Genomic DNA, 24,099 nt, shown 5'->3' on the forward strand with positions numbered 1-24,099 from the left:
CGGGGCGGTGGGGTCAGCAGACCCAGCCGGTGAGCTGCTGGATCCCGATGCGAGCCCGGGCAGTTGGACGTTGGCGGAGATCTTCTCGGTCAGTTCGAGCTTGGTCCGGGGATATCGATGCCGGCGGAGCGGAGCTTGGTCTCGAACAGCACCGACAGCCGGGTCGCGGCCGGTGTCTGATCTGCGCCGTACTGGCGGATAAGCGTGTATCGGGTTGCGGCCTCGGTGCGGGCTTGCAGACCGGTCACGGTCTTCAGCAGTGCGGGGTTGGCGAGGAAGTGGTCGGCCGCCGCGGTGGCGAGTTCCTCGATGCGGGGGTCATCCGGTTCCCAGGCCGTGGCCTCCCCGACGCGCTTGTACAAGGCGACCAGCCGGGTGTCTTCAAGGGCGTGCTCGACATGGGTGAGGTAGTCGTCGAAGCTCTCCGGGACCAGTGCCCTGGCCAGCACCAGGCCCTCCCGGTAGGTCGCCACGTCGTCCGCGGTGAAGCCGAGGCCGGGTATCCGCTCCAGCAGTGCCACAGCACGGTCGGGCAGCAGCGCCCGGTCGCCGTCGGCGAGCCGGTACAGCGTGTCGCGCCGGGCGATAAGCTCCTCGATCCGTTCGGTGAGCTGCCGCTCGACGTCGGCGAGCGCGATGGTGAACAGTGCGGTGTCGGCGTCGAGCAGGGGCCCGATTTCGGCCAGCGGCACCCCGGCGGCGGCCAGGGTCCGGACCTGCACCAGCCGCAACAACTCGGCCGACCCGTACCGCCGGTAACCGGAGCTGTCGCGTTCCGGTTCCACTACCAGGCCGAGCTTGTGGTAATGCCGCACCGTCTTCACCGTGACGCCGACGAAGGCCGCCGCCTGCCCGATCGTGACACCGTTCATCATCTGCTCAGCCAACCTCGCGACCGAGAGCGGCGGCAAGCTCGCGAACCGCGCCGGCGACGGCGGGGGAGTCCTTGGCCAGGATCTTTTCGTGGTTGCTGGTGACCCTCGCGCTCACCGTCAGGTTCGGGTTCCGAACCAGCAGCGGCTCGATGGTCGTGCGCGCCTGGTCCATCTCACCACCCGCGTCGCCCGTGTGGTCGCCCGAGGCGACCACGTACCGGACCGGAACGGTCAGACCCTCGAGGATCGGGACGAGGGCGGCGTGCAGCATGTGGCCCTCGATGTTGATCTCGGCGTGCTGGTCGGCGGACATCCGCGCGGCCAGGCCCAGCGGGGCAATCAGCGGCAGCACGAACCGCGCCCGACGGAACAGTTTGCGGATCCGTTCGTGGCCGGCCGCGTCGGTCCAGCCCATCGGGAACGGGCCGTCGACCCCGACCACGCCCGCAACCCGGTCCGGGTTCCGGTCGCCCCAGTGCACCCCCAGCAGCGCACCGTAGGACCAGCCCACCAGAAGCGGCCGCTCCACCCCCCTGGCTTTCAGGACGGCGTCGAGATCCCGGACGGTGGCCTCGAAGGAGTAGTCCGCCGACCGCTTCGATTTGCCGCGGGCCCGCTCGTCGTAGCTGATGTGCCGGTAGCCGGGGCCAAGGTCGGCGATGACCTGCTTCCAGTGCTTCTGGCTGGCGTAGGAACCGTTCAGATAGACCACGGGGATACCTGTCCCGCCGGTGTCGGTGACGGCCAACGCGGTGTCTTCCACCGGCAGCATGCCGGTCCAGGCCGAGTTGTTCGAGTTGCTCGAGTGCGAAGAAGTAGTCATGCGATGAGCATGCACCTTGACCTCAGGTCAAGGTCAAGCGTACGAACTCCCACGGTTCGCTACCCAGACCACCCACCAAGCCACGACCCCAACCGGACAGTTCATTCCCTAGTACTCCAGCGGTAGATCGTGATCATGCTGCCGGGTCCAGTGGTGGTCGATTGCGGTGAGTGAGGGTGTGACACTGACCGGAATGGCAGCGGCCACAGTGTGATTCGGTTGAGTTTGTGAATGAAACAACTGAATCCATCTGCCCGACCTCGGTCAGTACTTCGGGCGGGATGTCGCCGTCCTTGCCGACCTGTTCTCCGAGCTCTTGGCCTTCGGTGCCGCCGACCTTGGCCTCGGCGGTCTCCGGCAGCTGCCCGAACCCCTCGGTAATGCCAGTGGCGACGACGTGCGCGGCCTCCCCGGCGGCGGCCAAAGCCAACCGCAGTGATGCCGCGTAGTCGTTGGCCTCCCTCTGCAACACCGCCATCCGAATCACCCCGTTGTTCTGATCGGACAGCGCGTCCGCCAACTGAGCCAGCGACAGTGTCACCCCACCGTGTTCACCCCACAGATAACCACTGGTGGTGATCGTCCGCACCAGCGTGGTGACGGCCTGTTGGGCGAAGCTCAACCCTTCCGTGCCGTTGGTGATCGCGGTCCCGGCCGCCGCGATCGCCCCGACGATCATGCCGCCGTCGTTACCGATGTCGGTGCCGCGCTCGCGCAGCGCGGTGCCGAACTTGCCGATCACGAAGTCCGCTGAGCTTCCAACATTGGTGGTGACGGTATCGACTTCGGTCTTGAACTTGGTTGCCTGCTGGGTCAGAAAGCTGCCCTGCGCCGCCAGTCCGCCGACATCCCAGGACAGCACCTGCGACACGGTCGGAATCGGAACCTCACTCATCGACCGCCGATCACCTGCGCGAACTTATCGGCGGACAGCTTCTCCGCCGTCGTCATGGTCGCCCGCCCGTTGTCGGTGCGTACAGCCAGCACCCGCACCCGTTCGGCGGTCGAATCCATCGCCGTATCGGCCTTCGTCACACCGGTCAGGTACGCCGAGTGGATCGCCGTCCCCGGAATCAACGTTGTCAACGTCAACAGTGTTTGAGCCATCATGTCGCTCGCGTGGATCCCCGCCAGTGTGTCCGCCGACGAGTTGAGCGAGGTGATCAACGACTGGGTGCGCTCCGGATCGAGAAAGATCTCTTCGCTCACCACTTACCCCCTGAAATCACGCGACACCGCTCACCGCCCGACACTGTGTACACGGAGTGAAATGCAGACGCTCCTGGCCGCGCGACACCGCCTGGACACTCTGCTAGCGACTCGGCGCATCCGAGCGATCGTGGTCGTGAAGTCATTTGACAGCCCCCTGCCGCAATTCGAAGTCCGACAGAACTTTACGACACGTGGCCGCGCGCCGCCGACGAGCCGGAGCCGCCACCGCACGGCGAGATGATCTCGGGCAGCATGGGGCGCATGAAAACAGCACGTTCGGCTATAGCTCTGTCCGCGTTGTGTCTCGCGGCGATCGTGGTGGGGGGCTGCTCGAAGAATGAGGCCACGCCGTCGGTCGCCTCGACGACAACGTCCTCCGCTACCGCGACCACCACCGCGTCGACCACGACACCCGTACCGGACGTGGCGCCAGTACACGTGGACGACCCACTGAACGTGACGTGCGCGCAGTTCACGAAGTTGGACAAGGGATCCCAGTTGACCGTGATTCTGGCGATCTTCGGCGACGATCCCGCGAAGAACAACGACCGAGTACGCCTGGCGAGCGCGTTGTGCATGTCGAGTTTCGTGCAGGACAAGACCGTCCAGGATGCCCTACCGCAACCGTGACCATGTTCGATCTGACGCGGGAGCGGGTAGGGCAGGCACGCGTGACGCCTGCCCTACCCGCGTACAGCCGCAGTTGGCCGACGCTGCCGGCCCTCAGTTTGTCCACGAGAGGCGATTCAGCTGGGTGGGTCGACGGCCACGGCCGCGCGAACCGCTTTGCCGTGCAGTGCGTCCGCCCCCTCGATCAGTCCATCGGCCACGAGGTATGCCTCCGCCATGCGGACTGCGGTTTCCCGCAGTCCGCCGAGCGTCGTGATGAGTGTTGACATCACCCTGAAAGCAGAGCTACTCCGTAAGTTTCGGATGTCCGGTACCGGCGTAGACGATCCACGCCGTGCGCTCTGTGTCATCGATGAGATACCAGATGCGGCCCCCGCTCGTCACCTCGTACTGCCAGCGTTCCAGTGCGTTTCCCTTCCATAGCGCCGATCCGAGCACTCCTTTGAGCCGGTGATGGCGATCCGGGTTCGTCACCGATCTGGGATCCGCACGGATCGCATCGAACGCTCTGCGTAAGTTGGCCGCGGCCTGTTTGGCGAGCTGCTCCCATCCAGCCACCGCTTCCGTTGTGGCGAAACGAATTTCGAACTCCGTACCTACCGATGGCGGCGCGGCGCGATCCCCTCGTTTCGGACTCACTCACCACCTCCGGGTTCGTCGGGTACCGGAACCGGACCCAGATCGCCTTCGGGTCCCCGGGTGAGCATCTCCAATAACGCGGGATCAGCGTGGATTTCAGCGGTGTGACGCCACTGCGTGAGCAGCGTCGCGAAGGGAGCCAGGTTCTCCAATGCGGCCGCACCCTGTGCCACCTCGACGAGTTCGCTGACGAACCGGTCGACATCGGTATCGGGCAGGAAGGTTACCCAGGGCAACGCGTCGGGCAGCACATCTCGCACCGCATCGCTTCCGAGTCGCCTGACCAACCCCGCGAGCATGCGCGAGGTGAAGTCGACAACCGCGCCCTCGGCATCGAGCTGCTCCACCCGCATGAGCGCCAAATCGCCCGCATCACGCCGACGAAGCCGCAGCGCGCGCACTCGATCGAGGCGTCCGGCAGTGACCCCGGGCTTGTGTAGGAGTTCACTGAAGGGGACCACATCGTAGGCTGCGCTCATAACATCCACACTACCTTGGATGTCAATCACGCTGACCATGACCGAACCGAGGCACTCTCGTACGCCCGGGGACGAACGCCGCATCGATCGAGCGGGCTGGAGGGACAGCCGATCCGAGGCGAACTTCACCACTGACGGGTGTGAGTCCCGGCCAAAGCAAGCCGGGATGACGAGTTTCGGGGACCTACGGGTCGAGGTCGGCCGCGGCCGCGCGAACCGCTGTACCGTGCAGCGCATCCGCTTCCTCGATCAGTCCCCCCGCCACGAGATACGCCTCCGCCATGCGGACTGCAGTTTCCCGCAGTCCGCGCAGCGTCGTGGTGAGTTCGGCGGCCTTCCCCTCGAATCCGCGCCGCAGTTGGCGCGCCGAATCGAAACCGCCGAAGCCGGTGAGGGATTGGAGTTCGGTGGAGCGGGCTAGCTGGGGGTCGAGGGCCGCCGCGAAGCGCAGGAAGGTTGCGGCGCACTTGCGGGCGAGGTCGCCGTCCATTCGGAAGGTGCCATCAGCGGCTTGTGTGTACAGCTGTTCGGCTGTTGGATCGCCCACGCTCACAATCGAACTCCATTCACGATCGGCCGGAGCCATTCGAAAACAAACAGAATGGTGAGTTGGTTTTACGAAATTGTCAGGCGGGCGTGCCGCGCCAGTCGACCACGCGGCACGCCGGGCGGGGCGCCCCGTTGCGCCCGCCGTCTATTGGCGGGCGACGTCTACGGTTCGAGCGAGCTACTGGTCGGATAGCGCAACTCGGTTGACGTCACCGCAGGCGACACAATGGCTCGGTGGCAATACATCAATTGTGTCAATGCATTTGAGTCATTGCTCCGGTAAACGGCGTCGGCCTCCGGCCACGTCGAATACGAGATCAGTGTAACCGTCCACGAGTTCGGCGAGGTGATACCAGTGTTTATGGGTATTGTCGCTGGCAGCGCCCTCGTGATCGATGACCTGGTTCGCTTCCACCCAACTCCGGGCCATGCGATCCACCACCGCTCCCAGACTCTCGGTGTGCAGGGCGGCGCCGTTGCGATGCTGCGGCAGTTCCTGTTCCACCCAATCATTGATATCGTCAACGAGTTCACCACGCCGACAGTCGATCTCGGTCATCAGCAGCGGATCGGCTCCGCGAGCGCGGCGTTCGTGCAGTTCCGCGAGCGCATGCGCGGACCGGAGCAGCACTCGGTCCTGGAAACGCCTGCCCTGGAAGGCACAGAGCAATTGCGGGGCAGTCGGCAGCACACCGGCTATCGACATGGTCATTGCTGCTCCCCTAACGTTCCCGACAAGATCTCTAATCGCACCAACATGATTGGTCTCCGGATTTCAGCTATAACCGGTCAGCGGATCGGCGTACTAGAAGTCGAACTAGAACTAGGCTAGCTGGATCATGCTCTTACAAATGCAAGAACGCAATACTGCGTTCTAACTAGTGCGCTAAGCGAAAGGGTTGTCATGGCAGGCAAGCGCACCGTGTTGACCGTTCGTTTGCGCAGACTCGCAGCCATGCTGCAGGAACTGCGCGAACACTCGGGCCTCAGCAAGGAAGAGGTCAGCGGTAAGACCGGAATCAACGTGACTACTCTCTACCGCATCGAGACCGCCCAGGCGCGTCCGCAACGCCGCACGCTGACAGCCATGTTGGATCTCTACGGCATCGGCGAGCCCCAGCGTTCAGACGCCTTGCAGCTGCTGACGGATGCGCTCAAACCCGGCATGGCGCGGCCCTTCGAGGCCGCCGTGGGCGAGGTGTACGGCGCGTACATCAACTTCGAAGCCGAAGCCCTCTCGGCCCGGTTCTTCCAGGCCAGCTACATTCCCGGACTGCTACAGACCGAGGCGTACGCCGACGCGATCATGCAGACGAATATGCCGAAGCTCTCCGACGATGTGCGCGGCCAACGCGTCCAGGCCCGGGTCGAGCGCGCCAAGGTGCTCACCAAGGAGGAGCCGCTCGAACTCTGGGTGGTGCTGGACGAGTGCGTGATCCGGCGCATGGTCGGTGGCCCGGCGGTAATGATCGAGCAGTTGCAGCGACTGCTGGACGAGGCCGACCGGCGCAATGTCATCCTGCAGCTGCTGCCCTTCGACGCGGGCGCCCACCCGGGCATGGCGGGTTCGTTCGTACTGCTGGACTTCCGCAATCCCATCGACCCGGAACTGGTGTACGTCGAAGGCATCGCCAGCGACGAGATCATCGAGGGACATAACGAGATTCGGCGCTACGGCGTCATGTTCGATCAGCTGCGCGCGGTGGCGCTGAGCCCGAGGAACTCCGAGGAAATGATCTTGCAAACCATTGCCGAGCTGCGGGCTTCCCTGACCTGAGCAATAACCCTGGGGTGCGCATACCCCCACCCTCGGAGAGGTGATCCCCCGCACTGAGGTTGCTGTCGGATCGAACCAGAAGCGACGACTCTGGGATACATCCCGAACAGCAACACAGATCACCACTTCCGAGGATGATACTCATGTGCAAGCCGATCGAATCGTCTGCCACTCTTGTCGCACTCCGGCCGAGCGCGGCAGAACCGCTTGCTGCTCAGAACGATCCTGCCGCCATTGCGACGGCCACCGCCGACTGCGAGCTGAGCTATGCCGAACTGGATCGCTGGTCGAACCGTATGGCGCGCATGCTGCTGCGGCTCGGGGCCCACCCCGGCGCCCGGGTCGCCATTGTGGGGACCCCGCAGCTCGAGGCTATGGTCGCCCGCTCGGCCATTGCCAAAACCGGCGCTACCCCGGCCCCGCTCGGTTCCACCGACACCATAGCGCGCGCCGATTTCGTAGTGACCACCAAGGAAGGCCGCGAGCGGTTGCCCCAGATCCTCCGGGCCGACACCGCCACTCGCTGGCTGGTACTGGACGAGCGTTCCACGCTGGTGCAGTACCTGACCGGCTCCGACGCGCCGATTACCGACGCGGAACGACAGACGGCGCGGATGGCGAGCTGACCCGCCGTCAATCTCCAGCACGCAGGACTGTTCATGCTTCCGAGCTCAACCGCCGCCCTGTCCCCCGCCGCCACCGGATCCGATGCCGCGTTTCCGCTCTCCTCCGCGCAACGCGGCATCTGGTTCGCCCAGCACCTCGCCGGGGACACCCCCGTCTCGATTGCCCAGTATGTCGAATTCGTCGGTGCGGTGGATATTCACCTGCTGGCGGAGGCGGCTCGGCAGGCCGGACGGGAGTTCGGCACCGGCTATCTGCGATTGATCGAGATCGACGACGTGCCGTATCAGGTCGTCGATACGGCACTCGACGATCCCATCGAGACGATCGACCTGCGCGCCGCACCCGATCCGGAGGCCGCGGCACACGACTGGATGCACGCCGAGTACACCGCGCCGCTGGATCCGCTGCGCGACCGGCTGTGCACGGTCGCCATGCTGCGCGTGAGCGAGGACCGCTGGTTCTGGTATTCGCGCTTCCACCACATCGCCCTCGACGGCGTGGGCGCGCTGACCATGCTCGGGCGCACCTCCGAGATCTACAATGCGGCCGTCAATGGTCGCGAGATTCCGGCGAGCAAGGCCGAGCATCTGCGCGGAATCGTGGAAGCCGATGCGGCATACCGTAATTCGGAACGGCTGCAGGCCGATCGGGAGTACTGGCGCGAACATCTCGCCGGAATGGCCGAACCCGTGCAGTTGGGCCGACACAGCGGTGCGGTGGACGCACATCCGCGGCTGCTGAGCCGGTCGCTGCCGGCAGAGACGGCCGCGCGGCTGGCCACGATGGCCACGCAACTGTCATCGAGTGCCGCGCCCCTGATCGTCGCCGCCTTCGCGGCCTTCCTGAACGCCATGACGGGTGCGCCGGAGATCGTCCTGAGCCTGCCGGTTTCGGGCCGCACCACCGCCGTCCTGCGCCGCTCCGGCGGCATGATGGCCAATGTGGTGCCGCTGCGCCTGCGGCAGACACCGACGCTGACCGTGGGTGATCTGGTGCGCGCCACCCAGGGTGAGCTCACGGCGGCGCTGCGACGGCAGCGCTACCGCCAAGAGGATATTGTCCGAGACCTGGGCTGGTCCATGGACGAGGTCGGCTCATTCGGGCCGACCGTGAATCTCATGCTGGTCGACAGCCGAATTCGACTCGGTGGCGTGACCGGTCGGCTCCATGTGCTGACCTCCGGGCTCATCGAGGATCTGTTCGTCAATGTCTATCCCGGCGTGGGCGGCGAGAGCACCCATATCGATTTCCAGGCCAATCCGAACCGTTACGGCGAGGAGGAATTGGCCGCACTGCACGAGCGATTCCTGCGGTTCCTGCACGCGTTCCTGGGCGCGGGGCCGCAGGGACGGCTGGCGGCGCTGGCCGTGCTGGCGGACGAGGAGCGGGATATCACTCCGGCGCGTGGCCGATCCGGAGCCCGGGTGCGCACCCTGCCCGAGATTCTCGATGCCGGAGCGGCGAAGAACCCCGCGGCCATGGCCATTCGCGGGCGTGGCACCGTCCTCAGCTATCGGGATACGGGTGACTACGTCCATCGGCTGGCCCGGGTGCTGATCGCCGCCGGCGCGGGGCCCGAACGCACCGTGGCGCTATCGATTCCCCGTTCGGTGGAGTCGGTACTCGCCATGTGCGCGGTGGCACGGACGGGTGCCGCGTTCGTACCCGTCGATCCGGATTACCCCACCGACCGCATCGAGCACATGATCACCGATAGCGGCGTGGTTGTCGGCGTCACCGTGGCCGCCGCGCGCCCGGCGCTGCCGGACCGGGTGCGGTGGCTGGTCCTCGACACCCCGGACACCGAGAACGCCCTCGACGCGAGCGATCCCGCTCCGATAACCGATGCGGACCGGCGCGCGCCGGTGCGCGCCGACCAGCTCGCGTATCTGATCTATACCTCCGGTTCCACCGGTCTGCCCAAGGGCGTCGGGGTGACCCACCGGGGGCTGTCGAATCTGGTGACCGGATCCGGGGCGGCCTTCGGGGTCGGTGTGGACGCGGTGATGGCACACGCGGTATCGCCGAGCTTCGATATCTCCGTGGAGGAACTCCTCGTGGCCTTCGGGGCGGGTGCGACCGTGGCCGTGGTGCCGCCCGCCGCCTACGCGGGCGAGGACCTGGCCAGAGTGCTGCGTTCACTCGAGGTCACGCACCTGAATGTGACTCCGGCGGTGGCCGGTTCACTCGATCCCCGCACCCTGCCCCGCTTGCGCACCGTGGTGGTCGGCGGTGAGGCCTGCCCGCCCGAACTGGCCGCACGCTGGGCCGGACGCTGCGTCCTGAACGGCTACGGCCCCACCGAGACCACCGTCACCGCAACTCTGAGTTCAGCACTCGTACCCGGTGATCCGATCGATATCGGCAGACCCGCGCGCGGGGTGACGGCTGTCGTCCTGGATCCGTGGCTGCGGCCGGTGCCGCACGGGGTCACCGGCGAGCTGTACCTCGGCGGGCCGGGCCTGGCGCGCGGCTACCACCAGCGCATCGGGCTCACCGCGGGACGTTTCGTGGCCAATCCGTTCGCTGCGGGCGAGCGCATGTACCGCACCGGCGATCTGGTGCGCTGGCGGCGCGGGAGGGGCGGAAAGCACCTGGAATACGTCGGGCGCGGCGACACCCAGGTGAAGGTGCGCGGGTTCCGGATCGAACTCGGCGAGGTGGATGCGGCGATATCGCGGCATCCCGGGGTCGAGATGGCGATCACCGTCGGCGCGACCACACCGGCCGGGGCAACCGCACTGGTGACCTATGTACTCGCGGCGACGGGTTCGGCCGTCGATCCGGAGGCAGTGAAAGCGACCGTCGCACAGCACCTTCCCGCCTACATGGTGCCATCGGCCGTGCTGGTTCTGGATACGCTGCCGCTCACTCCGGCGGGCAAGGTGGACCGACGGGCCCTGCCCACACCGGATTTCGGCACCCGCCTCCGCACCGGGCGGGCACCCGCCACCCCGCAGGAGAAGACGCTGGCGGCGGTCTTCGCCGATGTCCTGGGCCACGACGAGATCGGCGCGGACGACAACTTCTTCGCCCTCGGCGGCGACAGCATTGTCGCCATTCAATTGGTGGCCCGGGCCAAGACGGCCGGACTCGGACTGCGGGCGCGAGATGTGTTCGAGCACAAGACGGTCGCCGGGCTGGCCGCTGTGGCGACCGAGGTGACCGCACCGCAGGTGCGTGAACTGCCCGGTGGTGGCAGCGGTTCGGTGCCGCTCACCCCGATCGTGTACGACATGCTCGAACAGGGCGATACCTGGCCGCGCTTCGCGCAGGCCGTCCTCATCGATCTGCCCGCCGATATCGACCGGGCCGCGCTGGTGACGGCGGTGCAGGCGCTGCTGGATCGACATGACCTGTTGCGCAGCACGCTCGCTCGCCGCATCCCGAAGGCCGAAGCGGGTTCCGCGGCCCCGGCTCCCTCGACCGCCCCGGCTGACTCTGCCACCCCGGCCGCCGAGTGGGAGTGGCTGGTCAGCGCGCCCGGACTGGTGGAAGCGGCGGCGCTGATCGACACGGTCACCCTCGCGGCGGACGCCGACGGCGAGGCCGAATTGCAACGCGCCGCCGATCTGCTCGACCCTGCCGCCGGAATGGTGGCCCGATTCGTACTCATGGAACGCGAGGAGGCCGCACCACGGCTGTGGGTGGTCCTGCATCACCTGGTCGTGGACGGGGTTTCCTGGCGCATTCTCCTGCCGGACCTGGCGATCGCATGGTCGGGCGGCACCCTGCCGCAGGTCGGCACCTCCTTCCGGCGCTGGGCGCACGGGCAGGTGGAACAGGCCGCCGCACGGACGACAGAACTGCCGGTGTGGCAGCGCATGCTGGCCACGCCCGATCCGAACATCGGCATTCGCGACCTCGACCCGGACGTCGATACCGCGGAAACCATGGCGCGGGTGAGCACCAGCATCGACGCCGAGACAGCGTCCGCCGCACTGGAACTCATACCCGCACGCTTCCACTGCGGAGCCGACGACGCCCTGCTGGCCGCGCTCGCCCTGGCGACGGCGCACTGGCGCGGTCACAGCGAAGCCCGGTTCACCCTCGAGGGACACGGGCGCGAGGACAGCGTGCTGCCCGGCGCGGATCTCTCCCGCACCGTGGGGTGGTTCACCAGTGTGTATCCGGTGGCGCTCGACCTCACCGGAATCGATCTCGATGAGGCCATCGACGGCGGTCCGGCGGCCGGTGCGGTCTTGAAGGCGGTCAAGGAACAGCTGCGGGCCATTCCCGATAAGGGTGTGGGCTTCGGCATGCTGCGCTATCTGAATCCGGACACGGCCGCCGCACTGGCCGATGCCCCCACTCCGAAGGTGAGCTTCAACTACCTCGGACGTACCGGTGCTGGTACCGAAGGCCCCTGGCTGCCACGCCGTTTCGCCGCCACCCAGGACGACCGCGCACCCCTGGCGGCGGTCGTCGATATCAATGCCCTGCACACCGATACCGGACTCGAGGTGACGTGGGCCTACGCCTCGCGCATCCTCTCCGAGGTTCAGGTGCGGGAACTGGCGGGGCTGTGGGCGCGGGCATTGACCGCCCTGACCGCCCACGCCCGGCGGGACGGTTCCGGTGGGCACACCCCGTCGGATTTCGCGCTGGTGGCGGTGTCCGGGTCGCAGATCGAGGAGTGGGAGCGCGAATACCCCAAGCTCAGCGATGTGTGGCCGCTGTCCCCGCTGCAATACGGGCTGCTCTTCCACGCCCGCTACGACAGTGACACGGCCGACGGTTACACGGTCCAGACCAAGCTGTCCCTGGCCGGTCGGGTCGACGCCACCGTCTTGCGCACGTCCGCACAGGCACTACTGGACAGGCACGACGGGCTGCGCGCGGCCTTCACCGAAACATCCGACGGACCATGGCAATTGGTGCTCGGCGGCGCCGAGATCGCCTGGCACGAGGTCGATCTCACCCACTTCGCGAATACCGCCGAGCGGCAGCGGGAACTGGAACGCCTGATTGCCGTGGACGCGGGCACCCGCTTCGACCTCGCCCGGCCGCCACTGTTGCGCTTCAGCCTGATTCGCACCGGTACCGAGGCGTACACGCTGCTCATGACCAACCACCACCTCATCCTCGACGGCTGGTCCACACCCCTGCTGGTGCGGGAACTGCTCGCCGGATACCTCGCGGCCGTCACCGGACAGACCATCACCCTGCCGCCGGTGCACTCCTATCGCGAATTCCTGGCCTGGCTCGATGACCGCGACGACGCCGCCGCACTCGGCGCGTGGACCGAGGCCCTCGCCGGAGTGGACGGGCCGACCCGCGCCGTTCCCACCCTCGCGGATATCTCCTCCACCGAATCCGGCATGGTGACAAAGGATTTCAGCGCCGACGCGCTGTCGCGCCTGGAAACCACCGCGCGCGGCGCGGACGCGACGGTCAATACCGCCGTCCAAGCGGCGTGGGGGCTGCTGCTGTCCATGCTCACCGGCCGCACCGATGTGGTGTTCGGCGGCACCGTCTCCGGGCGACCGCCGCAACTGGGTGGGGTCGAGGAAATGATCGGCCTGTTCATCAATACCCTGCCGGTGCGGGTACGGCTCGACCCCGCCGAAAGGGTTGCCGGACTGCTGACCCGGATGCAGACCGAACAGACTCGGCTGCTGGATCATCAACATATCGGGCTGGCCGCCATCCATCAGGCCGTCGGGATGCCCGAATTATTCGACACCCTCACCGTTTTCGAGTCCTACCCACTCGACCGGGAAGCTCTCTCGCAGGCACTGGATATCGCGGGCATGCGCATTCTCGACGTCGCCGGTACGGACGCCACCCCATACCCGTTGAATCTCATGGTGATTCCGCAGCGCGGAGACGATGGCTCGGAATCGCTGTGCATCGCCGTGAAGTTCATGTCCGACCACCTGTCCGAGGCGGCGGCCCGGCAACTACTCGACCGCTTCGTACTCCTGTTGGAACAGCTGGCCGACTACCCGGACCGCCGGATCGCGCACGTGCAGCACTGCGACCCGACCGAACGGCGCGCACTGCTGCCGGTGCGCGGCGGCGACCCCGTACCCATGCGCACCCTGCCCGATATCCTCGCCGGAGGCGCGCGCATCGACCCGGACGCCATCGCGGTGAGCGCGGGGCATCTGACCATGACCTACCGGGATCTCGACGCCTGGTCCAACCGGTTCGCGCGGGTACTGCTGCGCCGGGGCGTCGGCCGGGAAGTGTTCGTGGTGCTGGCCCTGACCCGCTCGGTGGAATCGGTGGTGGCGGTGTGGGCGCTCGCCAAAACCGGCGCGGCCTTCCTGCCGCTGGACCCCAACTATCCGGTGGAGCGCATCGAACATATTCTCACCGATTCGCGCGCACCCATCGGCGTCACCGTCTGCGAGGTCGGTGACACCCTGCCCGGCACCATCGACTGGCTGCTGCTCGACGACCTCAACACCATTCGCCGGGTGATGACCGTCTCCGACGCGCCTATTACCGATGCCGAGCGCGGTGGACCCATCACGCTCGGACAGACCGCGTACCTGATCTACACCTCCGGCTCCACCGGCAAGCCCAAGGCGGTGCTGCTCAGCCACCGCGGGCTGGCGAATCTCGTTGCCACCCAGCAGCACTCACTCGATCTCGACGAGACCGCGAGCGCCCTGCAGGTGGCCTCCCCCAGCTTCGACGCCTCTGTCCACGAATTGCTCATGGCGCACGGCATGGGCGGCCGCCTGGTGCTGTCCCCACCGGACGTCTACGGCGGCAGCGCCCTGGAGGAACTGCTGCGTACCGAGCGGGTGACGCACGCCGTGATCACGCCCTCGGTACTGGCCACCATGAGCCCGCGCGATCTGCCCGACCTGCGGTGCCTGTCGGTGGCGGGCGAGGCCGTCGGATCCGAGGTAGTGGCGGCCTGGTCGGCGAACCGACGCATGGTGAACCTGTACGGCCCCACCGAATTCAGCATCTGGGCGACCGGGCCTGGGGAACTGCGCGCCGGGGAAATGATCACCATCGGCGCACCCGTGCTGGGAGCCGGAGCCATGGTGCTCGACACCTGGCTGCGCCCGGTCCCGCTCGGTATCACCGGCGAACTCTACCTGGCGGGACCGCAGCTGGCGCGCGGTTACTTCAATCGATTCGCACTGACCGCGGCCCGTTTCGTCGCCAATCCCTATGGTGCGCCAGGTGTTCGGATGTACCGCACCGGCGACATGGTGCGCTGGGTGGAGGTCAAGGGTGCCGACGGGGTGGCGCTGGAGCTGGAATACCTGGGGCGCAGTGACTTCCAGGTCAAGATTCGCGGTTTGCGGATCGAACTCGGTGAGATCGACGCGGTACTGGCCGCCGACGACCAGGTGGAATACGCGGCCACGGTGGGACTGCCGGGGCCTAGCGGCGAAACCGTACTCATCTCCTATGTGGTGAGCACGGCGGCGGTTCGGCACCACCTCGATACCGAGGACCTGCGCACGCGGGTGGCGGCGGCGCTGCCCGGCTATATGGTGCCCAGCTACCTCATCGAACTCGACGAGGTGCCGCTGACCCCCGTCGGCAAGCTGGATCGAAATGCACTGCCGGAACCGGATTTCAGTGTTCTGCAGCAGCGTTACCTCGCACCGCGCACCCCGGTGGAAGCCGCGGTGGCCGAGGTCTTCGCGGAGGTCCTCGGCTCCGATCGGGTCGGTATCGACCGATCCTTCTTCGAACTCGGCGGCAATTCGCTCAGCGCCACCAAGGTGGTGGCGCGGGTCAATGCTGCGCTCGGATCCACTGTCGCCCTGCGTGATCTGTTCGACGCGCCCACCGTGGCGCAGCTGTCCACCCGCATTGTCCCGGCCGACCGCACCACACCGGGGCGACCGGCGCCGGCACCGCGAATCCGGCCCGATCGGGTGCCCCTGTCACCGGCGCAACAGCGCATGTGGGTGCTCAATCGCCTCGACCCCGACTCGGCGGCCTACAACATCATCGCGCCGCTCCGGCTCACGGGCGCACTCGACGTGGACGCGCTGCGCGGGGCCGTGCGGGATGTGGTGACCCGGCACGAAACACTGCGCACCATCTACCCGGCCGACGCCGAGGGGCCGCGCCAGGTGGTAATGGGCGTCGATTCCACCGTGCCCGAGTTGCGGGTGATCGAGTCCGAAGACGGTGCGCCACTGCGTAGCCGAATGGCGGAGCTCGCCGGAACCGGTTTCGATCTCACCCGGGAATCACCCTTGCGGGTGGGGCTGTACCGAATCTCGGCGACCGCACATGTCGTGGTGCTCGTGGTCCACCACATCAGCGCGGACGGGGCATCCATGGCTCCGCTCGCCACCGATCTGATGGCGGCGTATCTGGCGCGCGCCTCCGGTACCGACTTCGCGCTATCGCCACTGCGAGTCCAGTACGCCGATTACGCCATCTGGCAGCGCGAACTGCTGGGCGACGAATCCGACCCGCACTCTCTTGCCGCCCAACAGATCAGCTTCTGGCGGGAACGACTCGCCGGGGTGCCCAACGTGCTCGAACTGCCCGCCGACCGGCCGCGCCCGGCGGTGCAGTCCATGCGCAGCGCCGATCTGCCGTTCGCACTCGACGCCGAAACCCATGCCGCACTCACGGCATTGGCGGCCGCGACCGACACCAGCCTGTTCATGGTCCTGCACGCCACCCTCGCGGTCCTGCTCGGGCGGCTGGCCGGAACCTCGGATGTGGTGATCGGCACCGCCGTCGCCGGGCGCGGCGACGAGGCCCTCGATGACATTGTCGGGATGTTCGTCAATACCCTGGCACTGCGCACGAATGTCGATCCCGGCAGCGTATTCCGCGAATTCCTCACCGACGTGCGTAGCACCGATCTCGATGCCTTCGCTCACGCGCAGGTGCCGTTCGAGCGCCTCGTCCAGGTACTCGAACCCGCCCGCTCCACCGCGCACTCACCGATTTTCCAGGTATCGCTGTCACTGCAGAACTTCACCGCACCGGTGCTGGAGTTCCCGAATCTGCGGGTAGAGGTCGAACCCGTCGACCGTGACGTCTCGCAGTTCGATCTCACCCTCGACCTGCGCGAACAGGTGTCGGGCAGCGCACCGGCCGGGGTCGACGGTGTGCTCACCTATGCCACCGACCTGTTCGACGAAGCCACCGCCGCGCGGCTGGCCACCCGCTGGCGACGCATCCTCGCCGCGATTGTCGCGGACCCCGATATCCGGCTCGCGGATATCGATCTGCTCGACGACACCGAACGAGCCGCGCTGGTACCGGTGCCCGGACCGCATTCCACCGCGACCATGACCCTGGCGGAGGTTTTCGCGGCCACTGCCGCCGCGTACCCCGATCGCCCGGCCACTATCGTCGACGGCCGGACCCGTACCTACGCCGAACTCGATGCCGATTCGGACCTGCTCGCCGACCGGCTCGCCGAGCGCGGAATCGGCCCGGAAAGAATTGTCGCCCTGGCGCTCTCCCGTGGCGTGGAGCTGCTCACCGCCATCTGGGCGGTGGCAAAAACCGGCGCGGCCTTCCTGCCGATAGACCCCCGCCATCCCCTCGACCGCATCGAACATATGCTGGCCGACTCCGGCGCGGCCCTCGGCCTCACCACCACCGAGCAGCGACCGCTGCTGCCCGACGCCACCACCTGGCTGCTGCTGGATACCCCGGTGGACTGGTCCGCCGATGGCGGTGGGCGGGTGTGGTCCGCGCATCCGGACCATCCGGCCTGGCTCATCTACACCTCCGGATCGACCGGCACCCCCAAGGGCGTCTCGGTATCCCACCGCGGCATCGCCGACCTGGTCGCGGCCCAGCGGGAATTGCTCGGCCTGGATGAGGACGCGCGGGTTCTTCAGGTCGCCTCACCGAGTTTCGACGCCTCCGCCTTCGAGGCACTGATGGCCTTCGGATTCGGTGCGGCCGCCGTGGTGGCGCCGCCGGAGACCTTCGGCGGGGCGGCGCTCACCGATCTCATAGCGGGGCAGCAGGTCACCCACCTGGTCATCACACCGTCGGCGCTGGCCACCATGGATCCGGCGGCGGTATCGAGCGTACGGGTACTGGCGGTCGCGGGTGAGGCCATCAGCGCGGAACTGGTCGAACGCTGGTCACCCGGACGCACGCTGATCAACCTGTACGGACCGACCGAATTCACCATCTGGGCAACGGCTTCCGAACCGCTGCGGGCCGATGCCCCGGTCACCATCGGCGGCCCGATCCGCGGAGCCGGCGCACTGGTCCTCGACGAGCGGCTGCGGCCGGTTCCGAGGGGCGTCGCCGGAGAACTGTATCTGGCGGGGCGGGCGCTGGCTCGGGGCTATCACGCGCGCCCCGCGCTCACCGCCGCGCGGTTCGTGGCCGATCCCTATGGCGCGCCCGGAGATCGGCTGTATCGCACCGGGGATCTGGTGCGCTGGGTCGGGGCGCTCGCCGACCCGCGCCTGGAGTATTTGGGCCGCACCGACTTCCAGGTGAAGGTCCGCGGTCAGCGCATCGAACTCGGTGAGATAGACGCCGTACTCGGGCGGGCCGACGACGTCGAATTCGCGGTGACACTGGGTGTTCCAGGGCCCGGCGGAGCCACCGCGCTCGCCGCGTATATTCTGCCGACGCCCGGCGTCGATTTCGACCTGGCGGCGCTGCGCGCCCATGCGGCCGACTCGCTGCCGGGCTATATGGTGCCGTCCGCCTTTGTCCTGCTCGACCGGGTCCCGCTCAATGCCGTCGGCAAACTCGATCGAAAGGCACTGCCGGAACCGGTATTCCAGGCCGATACCGAATACCGCGCCCCCGGCACTCCCAGCGAGGCGGCCCTCGCCGAGATCGTCGCCGAACTGCTCGGCCGCGACCGGGTGGGTGTCCACGATTCCTTCTTCGCGCTCGGCGGCGACAGCATTCTGGCCATTCAATTGGTATCGCGTGCCCGGCTGCGCGGACTGGAACTGTCCCCACTGCAGGTCTTCGAACATCGCACCGTCGCCGCCCTGGCCGCGCTGGCCGATGCCGCCGAGGAAGCGATCGTGCTGGAGGAGCTGCCCGGTGGCGGTGTCGGCGATATGCCGCTCCCCCCGATCGTGCGGTGGATGACTCAGCGCGGCGGCGACTTCCGCCGCTTCGCGCAAACCGCCGTGCTGGAGCTGCCGAGCGGCATTACCCGCGAACAACTCGTCGCCACCGTCGCCGCCGTCGTGGACCGCCACGACATGCTGCGGGCGCGACTGATCCCGGAGGACGGCGACTGGCGGTTGCTGACGGGCGAGCCCGGCACCGTCGAGGTGGACGCGCTCGTGCACCGCATCGAATTCAGCGCCGATGCCGATACCGTCGAACTGCGCGAATACGCGGTCACCGAGGTCGATTCGGCGCTCGACCGCCTCGATCCGGCACGCGGTATCGGACTGCAACTGGTCTGGTTCGATCCCGTCGGTCCGGGCTCCCGAGCCGGACGCCTCATCGTGGTGGCCCACCATCTCGTCATCGACGGCGTCTCCTGGCGCATTCTGATTCCGGATCTGATGGCCGCCTGGGCACAGGTCTCGGCCGGTGCGACGCCCGTGCTGTCCGAGCCGGGTACCTCCATGCGTCGGTGGGCGCACGCGCTCACCGCGGAAGCCCATCGCGATGGGCGGGTCGCCGAACTCGACTACTGGCGCGATATCGCCGACACCCCCGACCCACCCATCGGTACCCGTGAACTCGATCCGGCCGTGGATCGCGTCGCGGCTACGAGAATGGTCGATATCGAAGTGCCGGAAGCGGTTACCACCGCTCTGCTGACCACACTGCCCGCCCTGTTCGATGGCGGTATCGAGGATGCTCTCCTCGCCGCGCTCGGACTCGCCGTCCTGCGCTGGCGGCCGACCACGGAACCCGCCGTACTCATTCGGATGGAGGGACACGGACGCCAGCAGGAGATCGTGCCGGGTGCGGATCTGTCTCGCACCGTCGGCTGGTTCACCAGCGTGTACCCGATCCGACTCGGTCTGCCCGAGATCGATATCGACGACGCCCTCGGTGGCGGTGCCGCCATGGGTTCGGCCATTCGTACGGTCAAGCACCAGTTGCTCGCGGTACCCGATAAGGGCATGGGCTTCGGCATGCTGCGTTACCTCAATCCCGAGACAGCACACCAACTCCCGGCGCGGATCCCCGGCCGCATCGGCTTCAACTATCTCGGCCGCTACGCCGCCGCGGATATTCCCGCCGGATTGGAAGGGATCGGCTGGCTGCCCACCGACGAATTCGGCGACCTGCACGCCACCGAACACCCCGATGTGCCGGTTACCGCCGAGCTCGAAATCAATGCGGTGGTCATGGGCGACCGCATGCGGGCGAGCTTCTCCTATCCCGAAACCCTCCTCGACACCGACGCGGTGACCACCTTGGCGCGGCTGTGGACCGACGCACTCACGGCAGCGGCGGCATTCGCCGACACCCCGGCGGCCCACGAAGCCGCCGACGCGGAGACCCGCCATCTCGCCGAACTGGCGGCAATCACCGAATCGGCTGCCGCCCAGTCTGATTCGACACCAGGTCTCGGGTTGGACATTGTCCTTCCCATCCGGCCCGACGGCACCGAATCCGCCCTGTTCTGCATCCACCCGTCCTCCGGCATTGCCTGGACCTACCTCGGCCTCGCCGACGCCCTGAAATCCGGCCGCCCCATCTACGGCCTGCAAGCCCCCGATCTGTCCGGCGGAGCCGCTGCCCGCAGTATCGACGAGTTCGCCGGGCGCTATGTCCACGAAATCCGTCGCCTGCAACCCGAGGGTCCGTACCACCTCCTCGGCTGGTCCTTCGGCGGTTTGATCGCCCACGCCGTCGCCACCCGCCTCGAAGCCGCAGGAGCCGAACTCGGCGTGCTCGCCCTACTCGATGCCGATACTGCCGATATCGACGGCGACAGTATCGAGAAGCTCAGTGCCGGAACCTTTATCGCCACCTTCGGCCACGCCTTCGGGATGACCGACATCCCGGCCGACAGCACCGCACAGGAGGCAGCCGACCTCATTCGCGAGCGGATGGGCGGCGTATCGCTCGTGGACGCGGGCACCCTGCAGCGCATGGCGGACTCCTACAACTCCGCCGCCCGTACCCGCACCGGTTACCGGCGCCCCGTATTCCACGGCGACGCACTGTATTTCAATGCCACCGTGGACTCCTCGGAGATCTTCGGTCCCGACGGCTGGCGACCCTACATCACCGGAGATATCACCACCCACGATATCGATGTCACCCATGACGAACTGACCGCACCACACGCGTTGGCGGCCATCGCCCGCGTCCTCGACCACCATTTGGGAGGCAGGCCATGAGTATCGACGGCGATACGATCGGCGGCGGTGTCGTCGTCGACGGCGTCGAGAAATCCTTCGGCGCGGTGAAAGCGTTGCGCGGCATCGACTTCAAGGCCGCACCCGGAGAAGTACTCGGCATCCTCGGGCCCAATGGCGCGGGTAAGACGACGACCGTGAATATTCTGTCCACCCTCATCGCCCCCGACGCCGGCCGGGCCACGGTCGCCGGACACGATGTGGTCGCCGACGCGGCGGCGGTGCGGCGGTCCATCATGCTCACCGGACAGTTCGCGGCGCTCGATGATGCCCTGACCGGCTACGAGAACCTGGTCATGTTCGGGCGGCTCATGGGTTTGCGCAAACGCGCCGCCCGCGCCCGCGCGGCCGAACTCCTCGACGAATTCGACCTCGACGCCGCCGCCAAACGCCGGGTCGGCACCTATTCCGGCGGTATGCGCCGCCGCATCGATATCGCCTGCGGACTCGTCGTGCGGCCCGAGGTGGTCTTCCTCGACGAACCCACCACCGGCCTGGATCCCCGTAGCCGCCAAGGGGTGTGGGATCTCGTCGGCGGCTTCCGCAAACACGGCATCACCACCCTGCTCACCACCCAGTATCTGGAGGAGGCCGACGCCCTCTGTGATCGCATTATTGTCATCGACCACGGCGTCGTCATAGCCGACGGCACCGCCGATCAACTCAAATCCCGTACCGGCGGCAGCTATTGCGAAATCGTGCCACTACGCCTCGAGGACCTCCCCGCCATCGTCAATGCCCTCGGCTCACTGGTACCCGACGCCAATCGCCTGGCGCTGACCGGTGATTCGGACCGCCTCGCCATTCCGGCGCCCGACGGCGCGAAATCCCTCGCCGAGGCGCTGCGCCGACTCGATACCGCCGGAATAGAACTCGTCGATATCGCGCTGCGCCGTCCGTCCCTCGACGACGTATTCCTCAATCTCACCGGACATCTCGCCGATGGGCAGGACCCGTCGTGACCGCCGCCGTCTGGTTGACCAATATCCGCGCCACGCCCTCCACCGTGCAGCAGTGGTGGGTGCTGAGTGTCCGGCTCATCGTGCCCGCCATCAAGAGCGGCGACATCCTCAATATGGTGTTCGCACCGATTGTGTTCACCGCCAGCTTCTACATTCCGCTCAATCGCATAATGACGTTCGCCGGCACGGGATTCAGTAGCTACGCCCAATTCATGGCACCCATCGTCATGTTGCAGGCGGCCTCGTTCGCGGCCATCTCCGCCGCCTTCCGCGCCGCCACCGACGCGGTATCCGGACTCGATAAACGCTTCGACGCCATGCCGATGAATCCCCTGGTACCCACCGCAGCACGGATGTCCGGCAATATCTTCCGGCTGCTCGTCGCCCTGACCGCCGCGCTGATCGCCACCCATGCCATCGGCTTCCGATTCCGTCTCGACGCCCTGCACACCCTCGGCTTCATCGCGCTCGCCCTGCTCATCGGCATTGCCTTCTGCCTCGGGGCCGACGTCATCGGTTCCATGTCGAAGAGTCCCGAAGCCACCACCCAGCTGCTGGTACTGCCGCCGCTCATTCTCGGCATGCTCTCCACCGGATTGGCACCGGCCGGCCAATTCCCGCAGTGGGTACAGGGTTTCGTCCGCAATCAACCGGTCTCACAATTCGCGTACGGGCTGCGCGCCCTCGCCGGGGATACCCGGGGCAATGCCGGCGCGGTCACCTGGTCGGTCATGACGCCACCGCTGCTGTGGATCGTGGCCATTATCGCGGTGTCGATCCTGCTGACCATACGTATCAACCGGAGGAAGGGCTGACATGAGCATCTCCATGCCCGAGCCCACGGTCGTCCGCGAATCCGAGACCTCACCGATCGCCCTGGTGCGCCACACCTGGATTCAGGTGCAGCGGCTGCTGCTGCGCTGGGTACGCGATCCGGTCACGCTGCTGGAAACCCTGATCATCCCGTGCCTGCTGCTGCTCATGCTCGATATCGTGGTGGGCAGCCCCATCCAGAAGTTCACCGGCAGCGACGCCCTCTACGGCTCGGTACCGATGGTGGCACTGGTGGGCGCACTCTCGGGCTGTATCGCCAGCGGGGTCATGCTGGGCCGCGAACGCGCCGCGGGCCTGCTGGCGCGCTTCTGGGTGCTGCCCGTCCACCGGGGCTCCGGCCTGGCCGCCCGCATCATCGCCGAGGGCTGTCGCATCTTCGGCGGCACCGTGGTGATCATCGGCTTCGGCATGCTGCTCGGCTTCCGCTTCCAGCAGGGGCCGCTGGCCACCATCGTCTTCTTCCTGCTGCCGGTGCTGTTCGGGTTGTCCTTCGCCACCCTGGTCATCGCCGTCGCCGTCTTCACCGCCAGCTCCGGGCTGGTGGAGGCCATCACCATCGTCACGTCACTGCTCATGTTCTTCAGCACCGGATTCGTTCCCCTGCTCGCCTATCCGGAGTGGATCCAGCCCATCGTGCGCAACCAGCCCATGTCGGTGGCCGTCGACACCATGCGCGCCCTGTCGCAGGGCGGGCCACTGGCGCATCCGCTCACCCTCACCCTCATGTGGTCGCTCGGCGCCATCGTGGTCTTCGCCATCCCCGCCGCCATCGGCTACCGCCGCGCCAGCCGCCGCTGAACGCAGACGGAGACCGGCAAATACCCCAATCCAGACCCCTTACCCGAATAACTCCGGACCGGGCGCGTCGAGAGCGCTCCACGACCGCCCATGCGCACTATGCTGGCCGCCGTGCTCGACTCCCAGCCTGCCGCCGCGCCCCATCCCGATATCGCCCACCTCGCCCCACTCCTGGGCACCTGGCGCGGCAGTGGACACGGTGAGTATCCGACCATCCCGTCGTTCGACTATCTGGAGGAAGTGCACTTCGGTCATGTCGGCCGCCCCTTCCTCACCTACCGGCAGCGCACCCGCGCCGCCGACGGCAGTCGCCCCATGCACGCCGAAACCGGCTACCTGCGCCCCAATGGCCCCGACCGCATCGAATTGATCCTGGCCCACCCGACCGGTATCACCGAGATCTGCGAGGGCAGCCTGGTCGCCGACGGCGCGGCCCTGCGCATCGAACTCGACTCCACCACCATCGGTCGCAGCAGCAGCGCCAAATCGGTGACCGCGCTGGGTCGCTCGATCGCGCTGTCGGGTGACACCCTCGACTACACCCTGCGGATGGCCGCGGTCGATCAGCCCCTGCAGCACCATCTGGCGGCAACCCTGCGTCGCGAGAACTGAACGCG

At 67.1% G+C, this 24,099-nt stretch carries 18 protein-coding genes; 8 read left to right on the forward strand and 10 right to left on the reverse strand.

From position 1 onward, the window contains the following. Positions 1 to 89: 89 nt before the first annotated feature. From NU1_RS22790 to NU1_RS22810, 5 genes are all read right to left on the reverse strand, one after another. A complete protein-coding gene (locus NU1_RS22790; protein WP_067523920.1) occupies positions 90 to 875 on the reverse strand; it encodes a MerR family transcriptional regulator in 786 nt (261 codons plus the stop codon). 4 nt (positions 876 to 879) lie between these two features. After that, positions 880 to 1,647 carry an alpha/beta fold hydrolase gene (locus tag NU1_RS22795; protein ID WP_084521720.1) on the reverse strand — a complete coding sequence of 256 codons (768 nt, stop codon included), beginning with the start codon at positions 1,645 to 1,647 and terminating at the stop codon, positions 880 to 882. 184 nt (positions 1,648 to 1,831) lie between these two features. Then, positions 1,832 to 2,593, reverse strand: a complete 762-nt coding sequence (locus NU1_RS22800) for a hypothetical protein (RefSeq protein ID WP_067523922.1) — start codon at positions 2,591 to 2,593, stop codon at positions 1,832 to 1,834. Next, positions 2,590 to 2,907, reverse strand: a complete 318-nt coding sequence (locus NU1_RS22805) for a hypothetical protein (RefSeq protein ID WP_157552851.1) — start codon at positions 2,905 to 2,907, stop codon at positions 2,590 to 2,592. The genes NU1_RS22800 and NU1_RS22805 overlap by 4 nt, the downstream gene beginning before the upstream one ends. Before the next feature lie 185 nt (positions 2,908 to 3,092). Further along, positions 3,093 to 3,398 carry a hypothetical protein gene (locus NU1_RS22810; protein ID WP_157552854.1) on the reverse strand — a complete coding sequence of 102 codons (306 nt, stop codon included), beginning with the start codon at positions 3,396 to 3,398 and terminating at the stop codon, positions 3,093 to 3,095. 10 nt (positions 3,399 to 3,408) lie between these two features. Here NU1_RS22810 and NU1_RS43835 point away from each other — a divergent pair, with 10 nt between their 5' ends. Then, positions 3,409 to 3,540: a hypothetical protein gene (locus NU1_RS43835; RefSeq protein WP_281221263.1), complete on the forward strand. Its 132-nt coding sequence runs from the start codon at positions 3,409 to 3,411 to the stop codon at positions 3,538 to 3,540. Between the two features lie 116 nt (positions 3,541 to 3,656). On the opposite strand, the gene NU1_RS41680 is transcribed toward NU1_RS43835, so the two are convergent. The 5 genes from NU1_RS41680 to NU1_RS22835 all read right to left on the reverse strand — a co-directional run bounded on the left by NU1_RS41680 (position 3,657) and on the right by NU1_RS22835 (position 5,835). Then, a complete protein-coding gene (locus NU1_RS41680) occupies positions 3,657 to 3,809 on the reverse strand; it encodes a hypothetical protein (RefSeq protein WP_157552857.1) in 153 nt (50 codons plus the stop codon). A 16-nt stretch (positions 3,810 to 3,825) separates the two neighbouring features. Next, complete coding sequence (locus tag NU1_RS22820) at positions 3,826 to 4,179, reverse strand: hypothetical protein (protein ID WP_067523932.1); 354 nt, start codon at positions 4,177 to 4,179, stop codon at positions 3,826 to 3,828. Further along, positions 4,176 to 4,658, reverse strand: coding sequence for a hypothetical protein (locus NU1_RS22825; protein WP_067524203.1), 483 nt, complete (start codon positions 4,656 to 4,658; stop codon positions 4,176 to 4,178). Before NU1_RS22825 ends, NU1_RS22820 begins: the two co-directional genes overlap by 4 nt. A 184-nt stretch (positions 4,659 to 4,842) precedes the next feature. After that, positions 4,843 to 5,211 carry a hypothetical protein gene (locus tag NU1_RS22830; protein ID WP_067524205.1) on the reverse strand — a complete coding sequence of 123 codons (369 nt, stop codon included), beginning with the start codon at positions 5,209 to 5,211 and terminating at the stop codon, positions 4,843 to 4,845. 264 nt (positions 5,212 to 5,475) lie between these two features. Beyond that, the gene (locus NU1_RS22835; RefSeq protein ID WP_067524207.1) at positions 5,476 to 5,835 is read right to left on the reverse strand and encodes a DUF4254 domain-containing protein; all 360 of its coding nucleotides are present in this window, start codon (positions 5,833 to 5,835) and stop codon (positions 5,476 to 5,478) included. A gap of 327 nt (positions 5,836 to 6,162) precedes the next feature. Between NU1_RS22835 and NU1_RS22840 the strand changes: the two genes are divergently transcribed. From NU1_RS22840 to NU1_RS22870, 7 genes are all read left to right on the forward strand, one after another. Then, the gene (locus NU1_RS22840; protein ID WP_245720257.1) at positions 6,163 to 6,984 is read left to right on the forward strand and encodes a helix-turn-helix domain-containing protein; all 822 of its coding nucleotides are present in this window, start codon (positions 6,163 to 6,165) and stop codon (positions 6,982 to 6,984) included. Between the two features lie 143 nt (positions 6,985 to 7,127). Beyond that, on the forward strand, positions 7,128 to 7,610 hold the full coding sequence (locus NU1_RS22845; RefSeq protein WP_067524209.1) for an AMP-binding protein: 483 nt from the start codon (positions 7,128 to 7,130) through the stop codon (positions 7,608 to 7,610). 33 nt (positions 7,611 to 7,643) lie between these two features. After that, positions 7,644 to 20,870: a non-ribosomal peptide synthetase gene (locus NU1_RS22850; RefSeq protein WP_067523938.1), complete on the forward strand. Its 13,227-nt coding sequence runs from the start codon at positions 7,644 to 7,646 to the stop codon at positions 20,868 to 20,870. After that, entirely contained in the window at positions 20,867 to 21,850 is a 984-nt protein-coding gene (locus tag NU1_RS22855; protein ID WP_067523941.1) for a daunorubicin/doxorubicin resistance ABC transporter ATP-binding protein DrrA, read from the forward strand. Before NU1_RS22850 ends, NU1_RS22855 begins: the two co-directional genes overlap by 4 nt. Next, on the forward strand, positions 21,847 to 22,665 hold the full coding sequence (locus NU1_RS22860; protein WP_067523946.1) for an ABC transporter permease: 819 nt from the start codon (positions 21,847 to 21,849) through the stop codon (positions 22,663 to 22,665). Before NU1_RS22855 ends, NU1_RS22860 begins: the two co-directional genes overlap by 4 nt. Position 22,666: 1 nt before the next feature. Further along, positions 22,667 to 23,482, forward strand: a complete 816-nt coding sequence (locus tag NU1_RS22865) for an ABC transporter permease (RefSeq protein ID WP_067523952.1) — start codon at positions 22,667 to 22,669, stop codon at positions 23,480 to 23,482. 90 nt (positions 23,483 to 23,572) lie between these two features. Beyond that, positions 23,573 to 24,094 carry a peroxynitrite isomerase gene (locus tag NU1_RS22870; protein ID WP_245720258.1) on the forward strand — a complete coding sequence of 174 codons (522 nt, stop codon included), beginning with the start codon at positions 23,573 to 23,575 and terminating at the stop codon, positions 24,092 to 24,094. The last annotated feature ends 5 nt before the right edge of the window (positions 24,095 to 24,099 follow it).

The organism is Nocardia uniformis NBRC 13702, assembly GCF_001613345.1.
GTDB lineage: Bacteria > Actinomycetota > Actinomycetes > Mycobacteriales > Mycobacteriaceae > Nocardia > Nocardia uniformis.

Excerpts from the sequence above, each read along its gene's own strand:
- NU1_RS22865 (WP_067523952.1), top strand. The coding sequence starts at position 22,667 with ATGAGCATCTCCATGCCCGAGCCCACGGTCGTCCGCGAATCCGAGACC.
- NU1_RS22840 (WP_245720257.1), top strand. The coding sequence starts at position 6,163 with ATGCTGCAGGAACTGCGCGAACACTCGGGCCTCAGCAAGGAAGAGGTC.
- NU1_RS22825 (WP_067524203.1), bottom strand. The coding sequence starts at position 4,658 with ATGAGCGCAGCCTACGATGTGGTCCCCTTCAGTGAACTCCTACACAAG.
- NU1_RS41680 (WP_157552857.1), bottom strand. The coding sequence starts at position 3,809 with ATGTCAACACTCATCACGACGCTCGGCGGACTGCGGGAAACCGCAGTC.
- NU1_RS22800 (WP_067523922.1), bottom strand. The coding sequence starts at position 2,593 with ATGAGTGAGGTTCCGATTCCGACCGTGTCGCAGGTGCTGTCCTGGGAT.
- NU1_RS22850 (WP_067523938.1), top strand. The coding sequence starts at position 7,644 with ATGCTTCCGAGCTCAACCGCCGCCCTGTCCCCCGCCGCCACCGGATCC.
- NU1_RS22795 (WP_084521720.1), bottom strand. The coding sequence starts at position 1,647 with ATGCTGCCGGTGGAAGACACCGCGTTGGCCGTCACCGACACCGGCGGG.
- NU1_RS22845 (WP_067524209.1), top strand. The coding sequence starts at position 7,128 with ATGTGCAAGCCGATCGAATCGTCTGCCACTCTTGTCGCACTCCGGCCG.
- NU1_RS22855 (WP_067523941.1), top strand. The coding sequence starts at position 20,867 with ATGAGTATCGACGGCGATACGATCGGCGGCGGTGTCGTCGTCGACGGC.
- NU1_RS22790 (WP_067523920.1), bottom strand. The coding sequence starts at position 875 with ATGATGAACGGTGTCACGATCGGGCAGGCGGCGGCCTTCGTCGGCGTC.
- NU1_RS22870 (WP_245720258.1), top strand. The coding sequence starts at position 23,573 with ATGCGCACTATGCTGGCCGCCGTGCTCGACTCCCAGCCTGCCGCCGCG.